The organism is Kitasatospora sp. NPDC087314 (genome assembly GCF_044744365.1).
Classification (GTDB): Bacteria; Actinomycetota; Actinomycetes; order Streptomycetales; family Streptomycetaceae; genus Kitasatospora.
The window spans coordinates 25,702-40,374 of the sequence record NZ_JBIUYE010000004.1; the positions used below are offsets into that span (position 1 = coordinate 25,702).

The window sequence follows — 14,673 nt, forward strand, 5'->3', positions numbered from 1 at the left end:
GGAGGGTGGTTCAGGGAGTCGCGATGTCGGAACACGATCAGCTCGGCGGGCGTGCCGATCCGGAGGGACGGCCGACGCGCTCCGAGAGCGGGCCGCACCAGATCCCGGCGCCCGGAGGTCCCGCCGAAACCGCCCGGTCGGGACCGGAAGTCCGCGACACCGCAGCCCCCTGGCCCGATCGGATGCTGCCACTGCTGCGCACTCCGACGGCCGATCGCCGGCTGGCCGCGGACTCCTTCGCGGAGCCGCCCGGAGCCGTCGAGCCGGTGCGGGTGCTGGAGCTGGCGCTGCTGGTCGGCGAGCTGCTGCTGGCCAGCGGCGAGGCGGCGGAGGACGTCGAGGCGGCCATGCTCGCCGTCGCGGGTGCCTACCGGGTCCACCCGTGCGACCCCCAGGTGACCTTCACCCGGGTGGCGATCTCGTACCAGCCGGGCCCGTCCGGGCCGCCGTTGACGGTCGAGTCCTCGGTCCGCCGCGCGGCGGGCGACTACGCGCGGCTGGCCGCGGTCTTCCGGCTGGTCACCGAGATCACGGCGGGTGGCATCGGGGTCCACGACGCCCATGACCGCCTCGTGGCCGTGCACCGGTACAGCCACCGCTACCCCGGCTGGCTCCTCCTCCTGTGCTGCGGTGTGCTGGCCGGGGCCGCGACGCTGCTGGTCGGCGGCCGGGCCGACGCCCGGGCCTGGCTGGTGTTCGCCAGCGCCGTCGTCGCGGCCCTGGCAGGCGACCGGCTCTCGGCGCTGGTGGCGCGCCACGACCTCCCGGCGTTCTACCAGTTCGTGGTGGCCGCGGGGCCGGCCGCCGTGATCGGCATCCTGCTGTCGTTCAACGGGCTGCACCTGCGCGGATCGGTGGTGATCACCGGAGGGCTGTACGCGCTGCTGCCGGGATGGCCCATGGTGGCGGCGGCCCAGGACGGCCTGGCGGGCTTCTACCTCACCGCCGCCGCGCGCCTGCTCGAAGCGCTGTACCTGATGGCCGGTGTGGTGATCGGGGTGATGACGGTGCTCTACGTCGGCGTCAACAACGGCGCGGACCTGGCGGCGCAGGACGTCCCGGCCGGGGCGGTGAACCCGCCGTTGCAGCTCGCCGCGGCGGTGCTGCTCACCCTGGCGTTCGCGGTGCTGCTGAACACCGAGCCGGGCGCGCTGTCCGTGGCCCTGCTCAACAGCGCGGCCGGCTGGACGACCTACGGGGTGCTGGTCAACGCCGGCGGGGAGCCGCTCCTGGCCACCGGGCTCGCCGCCGGGCTGGTGGGCCTGTCCGGCCAGCTCACGGCGCGTCACCGGGGAAGCTCCGCGCTGCCGCACATCACGGCGGCCCTGGGGCCGCTGCTGCCCGGGTCGGTGCTCTACTTCGGGATGCTCGCCTTCGTCCGGGGCGAGCCGGAGATCGGGCTGAGCGGCGTCGGGCGCGCCGTCGCCACGGCGATGGCCCTCGCCATCGGCGTGAACCTGGGCCGGGAGCTGGCCCGGCTCTTCCTGTCCGCGCCGCGCGCGGCCCCGCCGGCCGGCCGGCGGGGCGGTCGCCACCGCCGGTGAGGGGCGGCGGCGGGAGTCGTCCACCGGCCGGCGCTCCCACCTCCGTGCCGGGAGGATCTGACGGGCAGTAAACTCGACTGGCTGGGAGTGAGCGGAAACCGGCCGACCCGGGGGCAAGAGTGGTACGAGACGGGCGGGGTTCGGCCCTGGTCGGGCGGCAGGGGGAGACGGAGCTGCTGACCGCGGCCCTGGTCCAGGCCGAGGACGGCGCGAGCGGCTCCACGGTGCTGCTGCGCGGTGACGCCGGCGTCGGCAAGAGCACGCTGCTGGCCTGGATGGAGCGCGAAGCGCGCGAGCGCGGGTTCGCCGTCCTGCGGGCGGTCGGTACGGAGGCGGAGGCGGACCTCGCCTTCGGGGCCCTCCACCAGGTCCTGTGGCCGCTGTTCCAGCGCTCGGGCGCCCTGTCCGCCCACCAGCGGGACGCCCTGGAGAGCGCGCTCGGTGTCCGGCCCGGAACCCCGAACGGGTTCGCCGTCGGGGCCGCCGCCCTGGTGCTGCTGGAGGAGGCGGTGCGGACCGCCCCGGTGCTGCTGCTCCTGGACGACCTGCACTGGATCGACTCGTCGAGCTCGACCGTCTTCGCCTTCCTCCACCGGCGCTGCGCCGAGCTTCCGCTGGTGATCGTCGGCGCCACCCGCGCGGGCGGCCGGGCGGTCCAGGCGTGGTCGGCCGAGGCCGTCGACGTGCGGGCCCTGCCCCCGGCGGACGCGGCCCTGCTGCTGGGCACCCGCTACCCCGAGCTCGCGGCGCCCGCCAGGGACCGGGTGCTGGCGGAGGCGGCCGGCAACCCCCTGGCCCTGGTGGAGCTGCCACGGCAACTCGCGGCCGCCCAGCAGCGGGGCGTCGCACCGCTGCCGGAGCGGCTGCCGCTGGGACGGAAACTGGAGCGGCTGTTCGCCGACCGGCTGGGAGCGACGGCACCGGAGGTCGGTCGTCTCCTCCTGCTGGGCGCACTGGCCACCGGACCGGAGTTCAGCAGTGGCGTGTGGCTGCGTGCCGCCGCGGACGAGCACGCGCGGAAGACCCTGGAGCGGATCGAGGCGGACGGCCTGGCCCGGCTCGACGCGACCGGGCAGCTGGTGTTCCGGCACCCACTGGTGCGCACCGCCGTGGTCTCCGCGGCCTCCGACGCCGCGCGCCGCGAGGCCCACAGCGCCCTGGCCGAAGCCCTCGCCCCGGACGACCCCCGGCGGCTGGCCCACGAGGCGTCCGCCGCGCTGGTACCGGACGAGGACCTCGCGCGCCGCCTCCAGGAGGCCGGCCGCGACCTCGCCCGCCGGGGCGGCGACGCGGAGGGCGCGCTGCTGCTCGAACGCGCCGCCGTCCTCAGCCCGAGTTCGTGCGACCGCACCCGACGGCTCACCTGGGCCGCGGTGATGGCCGCCCGGGGCGGGCAACTGCGCCACGCCGCCGCCCTGGTGGGGGAACTGAAGGCCAGCACGGTTCCGCAGGACGTCGCCCCCCTGTTCGCGTACGCGGTGGTCTACGTCGACCAGAGCCACCACATCGACTTCGAGTCCTCCGCCGCACTGCTGCCCGCGGCCCTCGACGCGCTGACGGCACCGGGCGCCGACACCTTCGGCGGGCTGGTCGAACAGGCCTACTTCAAGCTGCTGCTGGCCGCCACCTACACGGACGACCCCTGGGCCTGGCGAGCCCTGGACCGGCACCGGGAGAACGTCTCCGAGGCGGGCCGGCTGTGCCTGCGGGCGTGGACCGATCCGGGGCCGGACGCGGCCGCCACCCTGCGGGCGGTGGCCGACGGCATGACCGAGGAGCAGGAGGCCGGCGCGGCCTGGCTCCTGCTGTGGACGGCCTCGGCGCTGGACTGCCCCGGGGGAGACCTGTGGCAGCGCTTCGCCGGGCTGCACGGCTACGCCACCCAGGGCTCCGTGGCGAAGGCCAAGTGCCACCAGGACTTCCTGCTCGGACACTGGGACCAGGCGCCCGTCTGCCTGCGCGAGGCCGAGATCGCCGACGAACTCGGATACCACGCGAACGCCCTGATGTTCCGCCAGTACTACGCCCACTTCCTGGCCGGCCGGGGGGACGAGGCCGGACTGCGGGAGATCGAGCAGGTCGTCAGGCCGGTCGCCACCCGCGCGAGGATGCGGTACGTCCTCGACCGCCTGACCCACCTGCGCGGCCTGGCCGCGCTCGCCCACCGGCGCTACGAGGAGGCGTACGCGCACTTCTGCGAGCTCACCCCGCCCGGACGACCACCCAGCGGCCCGCCCTGGCACCACGCGCTGGTCTTCGACCTGGTGACGGCCGCCGTGCACACCGGCCGGCACGACGAGGCCCGGGCGCAGCTCGCGGCGGCGCGGGCGGCACGCTCCGCGGAGATCTCCGACCGCCACGCCTTCCTGTTCGCGGCCGCCACCGCCCTGGCCGCCGAGGACGACGACGCCGACGCCGCCTACCACGCCGCGTACGCCGTGCCGGGCGTCGAGCAGTGGGCGTTCGACCTCGCCCGGCTGCGGCTCGCCCACGGCTCGTGGCTGCGTCGGCGCCACCGGCCGGGGGCCCGGGAGGTGTTGCGGATTGCCCACCACGTGTTCCGCCGTCTCCGGGCGGTCCCCTGGGCGCTGTGGTGCGAGGAGGAGTTGCGGGCCGCGGGTGACTCGATGGTCCTGTCTCCGGGCGGAGCGGCCGCGGAGCCGTCCGGCCTGACCGGCCAGGAACTGCGGATCGCCCGGCTGGCCGCGACCGGTCTGACCAACAAGGAGATCGGCCGGCAGCTCCAACTGTCGCCCCGCACCGTCGCGGCCCACCTCTACCGGATCTTCCCGAAGCTCGGCATCACCTCGCGGGCCGCGCTCGCCCACGCCCTCGGCAACGGCTGACCTGCCGAAACGCCCGCCGACCCGTCCCTCCCACGCCCCGGATCCGGCCCCGCGACGGGCCACCGCGATCCGGCAGTCAGATGACCTAACGGGCGGCTGCGCCCGCGGTCCAGGCTGAGACTGCGCAGGACTTCGACGGAAGGGCGGTCAGATGGGCGTGCGGGTGACGACCGCGTCGGTCGCGGACGAGGAGAAGGCGGCGTTCTGGAGCGGAGCGGTGTCGCGGACGCTGGTGCCCGTGGAGGTGCTCCCGCTCACCGGGCGGCCGTTCGACGGGCTCCTGGAGTCGCACCGGCTCGGGTACGTGCGGATCTCCACGCTGGAGGCGGACGCCGCCCGGCTCTCCCGTACGGCGGCGCTGATCGCGCGGGCCCCGGGGAGCGAGCCGCAGGTCGGGGTCGGCGTGCAGGTGTCGGGCCGGGCCGTACTGGAACAGGACGGGCGCCGGGCGGAGGTGCGGCCGGGCGGGCTCGTCCTGTACGACACGGCGCGCCCGTACGCCGTCGACTACCCGGAGCGCTTCCGCACCCACCTGTTCCACCTGCCGCGTCGCCTGCTGGGCGTGCCGGAGCACGACCTGCGGCACGTGTCGGCGACGGCCGTCAGCCCGGGGGAGGGGTGTGGACCGGTGCTCCTGCCGTTCCTCGGCATCCTCGCCGCCTCCGCGCACTCCTACTCCGCCCCGGTCGGCGATCGGCTGGCCGGCAGTGTCGCCGACCTGCTCAGCGCGCTCGTCGCCCAACTCGCCCGCTCCCAGGCGGCGGACGGCACGGACGACGCTCCGAACGCGCACCTGGTCCGGCGGGCGCGGGAGTACATCGACCACCACCTGGGAGATCCGGAGCTGAGGCCCGAGCGGATCGCGCACGCCCACCACATCTCCGTGCGGTACCTGCACCGGCTCTTCGAGGGCGAAGGGGTGACGGTGAGCCGGTTCATCCAGCAGCGCCGCCTGGAGGCCTGCGCCCGCGAGCTGGCCCGGCGCGGCCGCACCGCGCCGACGGTGTCGGCCGTCGCCCAGCGGTGGGGCTTCGTCAACCCGGCGCACTTCAGCCGGACCTTCCGAGCCGCGTACGGCGTCCCGCCGCGCGAGTGGCGCGCGCTGCGGACCGACGAAGGCGGCCAGGGCGCCGTGCACGGCTTCCTGCTGCTCGGCGGGGTCTGCCCGACCGGCACCGCCCGGGCCGCGCTGATCCAGGCCGTCGACACCGTGCACGTCGCCCTGCACCGCCGTTCCTGGTGATCCGCTCCCGGGTCGTCCCGCCCGGAGGTGATCCCGCGCGCACCCGCCCGACACCGTGATCGCCCACCCGCCCGACACCGTGATCGCCCACCCGCCCGACACCGTGATCGCCCACCCGCCCGACACCGCGATGCCGGACCCGAGGGTCCGGCCGACAGCCGTCCGAGGAGTACTGATGTCCGTCGTTCTCGACACCGCGGCGGTACCGTGCGCCGATCGCGCCGAGTACTGGCACGAGGCCGTGTCCCACACCTTCATCCCGCTCGACGTGGTCCTGCGCGAGAGCGCGCCCGCCCCCGCGACGATCACCAGCCACCTCGTGGGCGCGCTGCAGGTCTCCCTCGTCCAGGCGGGCCCGCAGCGGGTCGAGCGCAGCGCGGCGCTGATCGCCCGCGGCGGGGAGGACCACCTGACACTGGCGCTCCAGCACCGCGGTACCGCCCGGTTGGTCCAGGACGGCCGCCAGGTGTCGCTGCGTCCGGGGACCTTCGCGATCTCCGACGCCGGGCGGCCGTTCGCCAAGGAACTGCCGGAGCCGTTCGTCTTCACGGCCTTCCACTGGCCGCGGTCGGCGGTGGGCGTCCGCGAGGAGGACCTGCGGGTGCTCACCGGGAACGCCTTCGACGCCGGCAGCGGCACCGCCCGCCTGGTGGCCGCCTACCTGGAGTGCCTCTCCCGGTCGGCCGGCTCGATGGAGCCGCAACTGGCGTCCTGGCTCGCCACCACGGCGCTCGACCTGCTCGCGGTGCTCGCGCACGAGCGCCGTGGTCGGTTCGTCCCGGAGGCTCCCGAGGTGGCCCTGGCCGTGCTGGCCCGGGTCAAGGACCACATCCTGCGTCACCTGGGGGACCCGGAGCTCTCTCCGGAGGGGATCGCGGCCGCCCACCACGTGTCCGTGCGGTACCTGCACAAGCTCTTCCGCTACGAGGGGGTGACGGCGGCCCGCTGGATCCAGCGCCAGCGCCTCGACATGTGCCGCCGCGACCTCGCCCGCCCGGGGGCGAGCCGGGTGACCGTCGCGGCGGTCGCGGGCCGCTGGGGTTTCGTGAGCGCCAGTCACTTCAGCCGGGCGTTCCGGGCCGCGTACGGCGTCTCCCCGCGCGAGTGGCGGGCAGCTGCCGGGACGGGCTGCGCGCCGGGCACCGTCCGGCTGCCCCAGCCGGTCACCGTGCCGGGCCCGGCCGCCGCCCCGTCCGGTTACGGCGTCGCGGTGTGACCCGACCGTGGGGGCCGCCGTCCGTGCCCGGCGACCCCCACGACGGTGGGACCATGACGGTCGGTCACCGCTCGCCGGTCATCGGAGGGTGTGGATCTCCGCGAGGTAGCCGCCCGGGAACTGCACCATCGCGCTGTCCCGGCCGCCCACCGGGACCGGCCCCCACGGCACCGACGCGCCGGCGGCCTTCGCCCGGTCCAGGGTGGCGCCGAGGTCGGACACGCCGTATCCGGTGAGCTCCCGGCCGAAGGGGTGGGGCAGGTGGCCGTCCGTCACGGTGACCGTCGTGCTGCCGAAGCCGGAGGTGAGACGCAGGAGCCGGTACGTCGCTCCGGGCAGGCCGATCGCGGCGCCGTCGGCCTTCCGGTCGTCGGAGACGATGCGGCCCCCGGTGAAGGCGAGGTAGCTCCGCAGGAACGCGCCGACCGCGTCCGGCGACAGGTAGAGCCGGTTCTCCGGCACGCTCGCCAGGTCGGGGTAGGACGGCGGGGTGGTGTGCACGTAGAGCTGGGCGCTGACACCGCCGGGGAACTGGACGACGGCGTCCCGGCCGATCGGGTCGGCGAACGGGGCGACCGTCACGGCCGCGCCGTCGGCCCGGGCGGCCCGGACCGCCTGGTCGAGGTCGGTCACCAGCCAGCCGGTGCGTTCGGTGCCGAAGGGGTACGGGACGGGGGTGGTGTAGTCGAACACCGACAGCGTGCCGACCGGTGACAGCACCAGCTCGGACAGCGTTCGGCTGGGCGTCGGGGTCACCTGGGTGGCGTTCGGCCCGATCGTGGTTCCCCCGAAGGTGGAGACCCAACTGGCCGCGAACGCCTGCTCGGTGCCCGGCGCGACGTACACGTGGGTGAAGTCGTACTGCGGGCCGACGGCGAACTGCCGGTGCGAGCCCGGCTGTTGCGTCGGGGTGTTCTGGGCCACCGAGGCGGTGGGGAGCGCCGTCAGCGCGGCGATCGCCGCCACCAACGGGACCACCCGTCGGGCGAAGCCCTGCATCATGGGGGGACCTCCCGGTCGTCGTGCGCGCCCGGCGTCCGCTGAACGGGGCGCCGGGCGCGTGCTGGTACTGGTCGGAGGAGTCGATCGGTGCTGCGGAACCGCTCAGGTCGTGGGCGGGGCCCAGTGGGCGTCGGGTACCGAGACCCGGTGGGCGGTCAGTGCGGTGGCCAGGAGCAGCAGGGCGGCCAGGGCGAGGGCGGCGGCGGGCCGCCCGTGCAGGACCAGCGCCGCGCCCGCGACGCCGCCCAGCAGCATCGCCAGCGCGGAGAGGATCCGGCGCCCCGGGCGCGGCGCCGCGCCCCCGGCCGGTGCCGAGTCGGCGGCGAGGCCGGTCAGGGTGAGGGTGAGGACCGTGGTGGTCAGGTCCGGCACGCCGAGCCGCCGGGCCACCGCGTTCTGCAGGCCCATGCCCAGGCCAAGCAGCACGATCAGGGCGTAGCGGCCACTGCCGTCGGTGACGGCGTCGGTGACGGCGGCCGCGGCCGTGAGGACCGTCTGGACGCCGGTGGCCACGGCCAGCAGGCGCCCGCGGTGGGCTGCCATCCGGCTGCCGAGCCGCCCGCCGGCGAGTGCTCCGGCCAGGAAGGCCGCCAGCGAGACGAGTGAGGCCGTGGCCGACAGGCCCGGGGCCCCCGCCAGGGCGAACCCCAGGAAGACCACGTTGCCGGTCATGTTCGCCACGAACACGTGCCCGAGGCCGAGGTAGCTCACGGCGTCGACCACACCGGTGGCCACGGTCAGCAGCAGCATCAGCGGCGGCAGCGGGCCGTGCCGGTCGGTGCGCGGCGGGACCAGGGTCCGGAGGGCGTCAGTCAGCAGGGCGCGCACCGGCCGTCGCCTCCCCGGGTGCCGGCGGCCGGTGCAGGACCGCGCGGGTGAGCAGCCCGCTCGCCGGCCCGAGCAGTGCGGCCGCGACCGCCAGCCAGACCGGCCAGGCGGTCAGGCCGACGGCGTGGTCGGCGGACCACCGGCCCGGACCGGTGAGGGCCAGTGTTCCGGCGACGACGATCAGGACGAGCGGGTACTCGTAGCCGTCGTCCTGCACCCAGAGCCCGTGCGGCAGTTTCACGGTGAGAGCCACCGTCATCACGCCCATGGCGACCATGGCCGCCAGCGGCGTGAGCGCGCCCAGGGCCAGGAACAGGCCCGAGCCGACCTGGCCGGCGCCCGCGGCGAGGGCGGTGAGCGGCCCGCCGCGGAACCCGTCGTGCCGGAACTCCTCCGTCCCGCCCGTCAGGCCGTGGCCCCCGAGGCGGTAGCTCACCTTCTGTACTCCGTGCCCGGCGATGAGCAGGCCCACCACCACCCGGAGGATCAGCAGTCCGGTATCCATCGTGTCCTGTTCCTGGTCCCTGTCTCTGATGCGGTGTCGGTGCGCGGGCCGGCTCAGCCCGCGGCGTGCTCGCCGATGACGGCCTGCGCGTAGACGACTCCGAGGCCGTACGCGCCGGCGTGCTCCTTGACGATCTCCATGACGGCGCCGTAGGTCTCCGTGCGGGCCCAGTCGCGCTGGAGCTCCAGCAGCACCTGCACCCAGGTGACCGGCACGGCGCCGGCCTGCAGCATCCGCTGGACGGCGTGCTCGTGGGCCTTCGGCGAGACGCCGCCGGAGGCGTCGGTGACGACGTAGACCTCGTAGCCCTGGTCGATCATGGACAGCACCGGCAGGACCAGGCAGACCTCGGTCCACAGGCCGGCTATGACGACCTTGCCGCGCCCGGTGGCCTTGATCGCCTCGACGACCGCCTCGTCCTCCCAGGCGTTCATCGAGGTGCGGTCGAGGATCTCGGCCTTGGGGAAGACCGCCGCGAGCTGCGGCAGCAGCGGGCCGGAGAAGGATTCGGCGGCGACGGTGGTCAGTACGGTGGGTACGTCGAAGGCCTTGGCGGCCTTGGCGAGGCCGACGGTGGCGTTGATGATCGCGGTCCGGTCGCCGCTGCCGGTGCCGAAGAACATCTGCGGCTGGTGGTCCACGAACAGCACCACGGCGTTGTCCGGGGTGAGCAGGTCGGGGCTCGGGGTGGCGCTGACCTGGGTGAGGTCGACCATGAGGGTTTCCCTTCGGTTCTCGGTGGGTCCTTCGCACGGTGGCCCGTGGAGGTGGTCGGGGTGGTCCGGTCCGGGGAACCGGCTCAGAGGAGGAAGCAGGGGTCGAACGGCTGGTGGTGCTCCGCCGCCAGGCCCCGGTCGACGCGCCAGCGGTGGTGCAGCTCGGACTCGGCGACGACCTGCCCGAGCAGCTCCGCCTGGCGGGCGCCCGTGCCCGGGGCGCGGCCGGACGCCTGGTGGCCGTTCCGGTAGCGGTTCTGGTACCCGCCGAAGTGCGCGACCGGGCTCCAGCCGGGGCTGACCGCCGGGAGCTCCTCGTCCATGCCCTCGTACTCGGCCGCGGCGTGGACGATCCGGCCGCCGACGACCGTCAGCAGGGACTCGATGTGCGGGATGTCCTGCTCGGGCACGGTGAAGTAGTCGTCGGACAGGACCGCCAGGTCGCCGTAACAGCCCGGCCGCAGCACGCCCTTGACGTCCTGCTCGCCGGTGAGCGCCGCGCCCGCCGTGGTGTACATCGCGAGTGCGGTCTCCCGGTCCACCCGGTTCTGCGGCGACCGTGTCGCCAGTCCGCCGACGGTGCGGCCGGAGACCAGCCAGTGCAGAGCGACCCAGGGGTTGTAGGAGGACACCCGGGTGGCGTCCGTGCCGGCGGCCACGGTCAGCCCGCGTTCCAGCATCGCCCGGATCGGTGGGGCGTCGGCGGCGGCGCCGAGGCCGTACCGGCGGGTGAACACCTCGCCCTGGAAGGACAGTCGGTTCTGCACGGAGAGCGCGCCGCCGAGCGCCGCGATCCGGTCGAGGCTCGCCCGCGAGACGGTCTCCGCGTGGTCGAAGAGCCACCGGTTCCCCGCGGGGAAGAGCCCTTCGGCGGCGAGCTTCTCGAACACGGTGAGGTCGCGCCGGATCGTCTCGTCGTAGGTCGCGTGCAGCCGGAAGCCCCAGCCGTGCTCCGTGAGCAGGCGGACAGCCTTCTCGAACTCCCCTTCGTAGGAGTCGAGTTCGGGGCGTGGCTCGGCGAAGTTCTCGAAGTCGGCGGCGGCCCAGGTGAGGTTCTCGCCGGCGCCGTTCAGCCGCAGCCACGCGTCGCCGTCCCCGGGGCGGACCGTCTCGACCCAGCGGGTGAGATCGTCGAGTTCCTGGCCCGGGGTCTGCGGGAAGAGGTGGTAGGCGATGCGTACCGAGAGCAGGCCCTCCCGGGCGAGTTCGGTCACCGTGCCGTAGTTCTCGGGGAAGCTCTGGAACCCGCCGGCGGCGTCGATCGCGGAGGTCAGGCCGAAGCGGTTCAGCTCGCGCAGGAAGTGCCGGGTGGACGTCCTGCGGTCCTCGCCCTCCAGCGTCGGGGCCTTGGCGAGCGTGGAGTAGAGGATCAGGGCGCTCGGGGCGGCCAGCAGCATGCCGTTGGGCTCGCCGCCGCGGCCCCGGACGATCTGGCCGCCCTTCGGGTCGGGGGTGCTCGCGGTGTAGCCGACGGCCTTCAGCGCCGCGCGGTTGAGGATCGCCGACTGGTAGAGGTGGAGGACGAACACCGGGGTGTCCGGTGCCGCCTCGTTCAGTTCGGCGGGTGTGGGGAGTCGTCGCTCGGCGAACTGTTCGGCCGACCAGCCGCCGACGACCCGTACCCACTGCCCCTTGGGGGTGCGGGCGGCCTGGTCCCGCAGCATCGCCAGGGCCTGGCGCAGCGAGGCCACGCCGTCCCAGCGCAGTTCGAGGACGTAGTTGAGGCCGCCCCGGATCACGTGCAGGTGGGCGTCGTTGAGGCCGGGCACCACGCGCCGGCCGAGCGCGTCGACCACGGTGGTGGAAGGTCCGATGACCGGGGCGATGTCCGCGTCGTCCCCGACGGCCGTGATCAGGCCGTCGCGGATGGCGAGGGCACCGGCCTGGGGGCGGCGGGCGTCCCCGGTGTGGATCTTCGCGTTGCGGACGACGACGTCGGCGGCGTCCTCGACGGCGCGGGGGACCAGCCCGCCGACGGGCATTGCAGGCACCTCGACAGCCTCCTGTCACGGGGTCGGATCGCCGCACGGTGCAGGCGGCGACGGGGCGTTCGAGCGGGCCGGGCCCGGAGGTTCGGCCCGCTCGAACGCCTGATGGAACGTTAGGTCGGCGGCCCGGACCGGAATTGGCCCACAGTGCACCGCCTCCGGTCCGGCAGCGCACCGCCGGGCCGCGCGTGGCGCCCGTGCCCCCGGCGGAGCTCTCGTGCGCAGGCGGTCGACGATGAGCGCACGGAGGGAGAACCGGCGCCGGCCGGGCCAACTACGTTTCATTTCAACGGACTTGATGAACCGGCGAGAAGAGGAGCGGACATGTCGCGGACCACCGGGCGGAGCCGTGTGCACCACCGGCGTGTCGGCGGCCCGGCTGGGCTACCAGGACTACACCGCCGGCCCGGGCAACTCCGAGTACCCGAGGCAGCGCCAGCAGATGCTGTCCTGCGTCGGCCTGGACGGCTACGTGTGGATCAACTCCTCCTCCACCACCGGTGAGACGTGGGACGGCCGGCGGAGCCCGGCCGGCGACCTGGCCCCGTCGACGGACACGCCCGGGGCCAACGCCAGCAGGTACGAGTTCACCGTCAGCATCACGTGGAACGCCGCGCGTAGCGGGCTGTTCCCCGACCACTCGATCGTCGTGAAGGAGATCCGGTCGCACCCGCGCCGGCGGACAAGGGGCGCTGGGGCGCCGGGGCACCGGCTCCGGACAGCGCGACGCCCCGGCCCGCCCGTGTCCTGTCGGAGCGGGGGAGGGCCGGGGCGGCAGGCCGGGGCGGTCGGACCAGCGCTTCGGCTACTTCGCGAGGAAGGCCAGCAGTGCCGTGTTCACCTCCTCGGCGTGGGTCCACAGCAGGCCGTGCGGCGCGCCCTCGATCTCCACGTACTCGGCGGAGGGCAGTGCCCGGCGGAACGGCCGTCCGGTGTTGTCGACGGGCAGGATGCGGTCGCCCGTCCCGTGCAGGATCAGGGCCGGGACGTCGATGCGCGCGATGTCGGCCCGGAAGTCGGTGTACCAGGTGGACGGCGCGGCCGCGGCGGCGTGGGAGCCCCCGCCCGCCGCGACGTTCCAGCTGTTGCGCACGGCCTCCTCGCTGATCCTGGTGCCGAGGTTCTCGTCCAGGTTGTAGAAGTCCCGGAAGAAGTCGCCGTAGTAGGCGTAGCGGTCGGCCTTCACCGCCGCGACGACGCCGTCGAAGAACTCCTTCGGGGCGGCTCCGTCCGGGTTGTCGTCGGTCTTGAGCAGGTAGGGCTCCAGGGAGGCCAGGAAGGCGACCTTGGCGACCCGGGCGGAGCCGTGGGCGGACACGTACCGGGCGACCTCGCCGGTGCCCATCGAGAAGCCGACCAGCGCGGCGTCCCGGACGTCGAGGGTCTCCAGCACGGTGTGGAGGTCGGCGGCGAAGGTGTCGTAGTCGTAGCCGGTGGTGGGCTGGGAGGACCGGCCGAAGCCGCGGCGGTCGTAGGTGATGACCCGGTATCCGGCGTCGAGCAGGGCGGCACTCTGCCGCTCCCAGGAGTGCCCGTCCAGCGGGAACCCGTGGATGAGGACCACCGGCTGCCCGGAGCCGTGGTCCTCGTAGTAGAGGTCGATGGGGCCGGAGTTCTCCTGGCCGACGGTGATGAACGGCATGGGCTCTTCTCTCTTCCGCTCGGACGGCGTGTGGGCTGCGATGAGCCACACGCTAGGACCGGCCGTGCACGGCCGGTTGCCGCTGCGGGCACCGGGTGTCGCCCGAGAGCGCCGGGGTCGGGGCGCCGAGGTCGGAGGCGCCGGGGTCGGGGCGCCTGGACGTCGCCGTCGGCCGCGCCGGCGTGACGCGGCCTCAGTCGGGCTGCGACGTGGGCGGATTCCCCTGCGGCTTCCCGCAGGCGCAGGGAGGCCGCTCCCGTCGGGCCGGGCGGGGGATTCAGCGGCCAGGTGTCGGGTGAGGCCGCAGTGGGAAGTGGCAGGCGGCCAGGTGGTCGTCGGGGCCGAGGGCGGTCAGCGGTGGCTCGGCCTCCGCGCAGATCTGCTGCGCCGCCGCGCAGCGGGTGCGGAAGCGGCAGCCGGACGGTGGGTCGATCGCGGACGGGAGCTCCCCGGCGACGCCCCGGCTGCTCTTGGCCTTCTCCACCACCGGGTCGGCCACGGGGATGGTGTCCAGGCTGCCGCTGCTGGGCCGCTCCAGGCCGACGATGAGCTTGCCGACGGTGGTCTTGCCGCAGCCGGACTCGCCGACCAGGCCGAGCGTCTCCCCGCGTCGGACCGTCAGGGAGATGTCGGCCACGGCGCTGACCGCGCCCACGGTCCGGCGCAGGACCAGGCCACTGGTCACCGGGTACTGCTTGACCAGGTTCTCGATGCGCAGCAGCGGCTCGGCCGGCGCCCCGTCGGACACCGCCGGGGCCCGTACCGTCGTCGCCGGGGACGGTGCCACGACGGTCGGACGGCCGCCCGACTCGACCTCGCCGACCGGGAAGTAGCACGCGTAGCGGTGTTCCGGGACCTCTCCGGACAGCGGCGTCGATCCAGCCGCCCAGGTAGCCCGCGACCGCGCCGTACAGCGCGCGAGGACGGCGGCGATCAGCCCGGCGGCGAGGCCGATCTCCAGGCTGGTCTGCCCGCCGGCCATCACCTTGCCGAGCTCGTCGATGCCGTCGTTGTCCGTGCCGAGCGGGTGCCTGGCGCCCGGCGGCAGGGTGGTCGCGCGGCTCGACGGGATCGGTCCCGGTGGTGGTCGCGATGCGCCGTCCCGCTTCCAGAATGTTTTACTTTCAACTATCATGGCGTGGC

Annotated in this window: 11 protein-coding genes; 4 read left to right on the top strand and 7 right to left on the bottom strand. The window is 74.6% G+C overall.

Features of this window, described 5'->3' with window-relative positions:
• Window positions 1-23 precede the first annotated feature (23 nt).
• The 4 genes from ACIO5E_RS09460 to ACIO5E_RS09475 all read left to right on the top strand — a co-directional run bounded on the left by ACIO5E_RS09460 (window position 24) and on the right by ACIO5E_RS09475 (window position 6,849).
• Entirely contained in the window at window positions 24-1,544 is a 1,521-nt protein-coding gene (locus ACIO5E_RS09460; protein WP_400665413.1) for a threonine/serine exporter ThrE family protein, read from the top strand.
• Between the two features lie 119 nt (window positions 1,545-1,663).
• Complete coding sequence (locus tag ACIO5E_RS09465; RefSeq protein ID WP_400665415.1) at window positions 1,664-4,390, top strand: AAA family ATPase; 2,727 nt, start codon at window positions 1,664-1,666, stop codon at window positions 4,388-4,390.
• A 151-nt stretch (window positions 4,391-4,541) separates the two neighbouring features.
• Window positions 4,542-5,633, top strand: coding sequence for a helix-turn-helix domain-containing protein (locus ACIO5E_RS09470; RefSeq protein ID WP_400665417.1), 1,092 nt, complete (start codon window positions 4,542-4,544; stop codon window positions 5,631-5,633).
• A gap of 175 nt (window positions 5,634-5,808) precedes the next feature.
• Window positions 5,809-6,849, top strand: coding sequence for a helix-turn-helix domain-containing protein (locus ACIO5E_RS09475; RefSeq protein ID WP_400665419.1), 1,041 nt, complete (start codon window positions 5,809-5,811; stop codon window positions 6,847-6,849).
• A 78-nt stretch (window positions 6,850-6,927) separates the two neighbouring features.
• Here the strand turns inward: ACIO5E_RS09475 and ACIO5E_RS09480 are convergent, their stop codons facing one another.
• The 7 genes from ACIO5E_RS09480 to ACIO5E_RS09510 all read right to left on the bottom strand — a co-directional run bounded on the left by ACIO5E_RS09480 (window position 6,928) and on the right by ACIO5E_RS09510 (window position 14,665).
• On the bottom strand, window positions 6,928-7,851 hold the full coding sequence (locus ACIO5E_RS09480; protein WP_400665421.1) for a glyoxalase: 924 nt from the start codon (window positions 7,849-7,851) through the stop codon (window positions 6,928-6,930).
• A 102-nt stretch (window positions 7,852-7,953) separates the two neighbouring features.
• Entirely contained in the window at window positions 7,954-8,679 is a 726-nt protein-coding gene (locus ACIO5E_RS09485) for a YoaK family protein (RefSeq protein WP_400665422.1), read from the bottom strand.
• Window positions 8,660-9,184, bottom strand: coding sequence for a DoxX family protein (locus ACIO5E_RS09490; RefSeq protein WP_400665424.1), 525 nt, complete (start codon window positions 9,182-9,184; stop codon window positions 8,660-8,662). Before ACIO5E_RS09490 ends, ACIO5E_RS09485 begins: the two co-directional genes overlap by 20 nt.
• Before the next feature lie 53 nt (window positions 9,185-9,237).
• Window positions 9,238-9,900: a hydrolase gene (locus ACIO5E_RS09495; RefSeq protein ID WP_400665426.1), complete on the bottom strand. Its 663-nt coding sequence runs from the start codon at window positions 9,898-9,900 to the stop codon at window positions 9,238-9,240.
• An 83-nt stretch (window positions 9,901-9,983) separates the two neighbouring features.
• A complete protein-coding gene (locus ACIO5E_RS09500; protein ID WP_400666238.1) occupies window positions 9,984-11,882 on the bottom strand; it encodes an amidohydrolase in 1,899 nt (632 codons plus the stop codon).
• An 811-nt stretch (window positions 11,883-12,693) separates the two neighbouring features.
• A complete protein-coding gene (locus tag ACIO5E_RS09505; RefSeq protein WP_400665427.1) occupies window positions 12,694-13,530 on the bottom strand; it encodes an alpha/beta fold hydrolase in 837 nt (278 codons plus the stop codon).
• 277 nt (window positions 13,531-13,807) lie between these two features.
• Window positions 13,808-14,665, bottom strand: a complete 858-nt coding sequence (locus ACIO5E_RS09510; RefSeq protein ID WP_400665429.1) for an oligopeptide/dipeptide ABC transporter ATP-binding protein — start codon at window positions 14,663-14,665, stop codon at window positions 13,808-13,810.
• Window positions 14,666-14,673: the final 8 nt, after the last annotated feature.

What these genes read in the sequence shown, in the direction of transcription:
- ACIO5E_RS09490 (WP_400665424.1), bottom strand. Translation starts at nt 9,184, where the DNA reads ATGGATACCGGACTGCTGATCCTCCGGGTGGTGGTGGGCCTGCTCATC.
- ACIO5E_RS09460 (WP_400665413.1), top strand. Translation starts at nt 24, where the DNA reads ATGTCGGAACACGATCAGCTCGGCGGGCGTGCCGATCCGGAGGGACGG.
- ACIO5E_RS09500 (WP_400666238.1), bottom strand. Translation starts at nt 11,882, where the DNA reads ATGCCCGTCGGCGGGCTGGTCCCCCGCGCCGTCGAGGACGCCGCCGAC.
- ACIO5E_RS09470 (WP_400665417.1), top strand. Translation starts at nt 4,542, where the DNA reads ATGGGCGTGCGGGTGACGACCGCGTCGGTCGCGGACGAGGAGAAGGCG.
- ACIO5E_RS09475 (WP_400665419.1), top strand. Translation starts at nt 5,809, where the DNA reads ATGTCCGTCGTTCTCGACACCGCGGCGGTACCGTGCGCCGATCGCGCC.
- ACIO5E_RS09495 (WP_400665426.1), bottom strand. Translation starts at nt 9,900, where the DNA reads ATGGTCGACCTCACCCAGGTCAGCGCCACCCCGAGCCCCGACCTGCTC.
- ACIO5E_RS09480 (WP_400665421.1), bottom strand. Translation starts at nt 7,851, where the DNA reads ATGATGCAGGGCTTCGCCCGACGGGTGGTCCCGTTGGTGGCGGCGATC.
- ACIO5E_RS09510 (WP_400665429.1), bottom strand. Translation starts at nt 14,665, where the DNA reads ATGATAGTTGAAAGTAAAACATTCTGGAAGCGGGACGGCGCATCGCGA.
- ACIO5E_RS09505 (WP_400665427.1), bottom strand. Translation starts at nt 13,530, where the DNA reads ATGCCGTTCATCACCGTCGGCCAGGAGAACTCCGGCCCCATCGACCTC.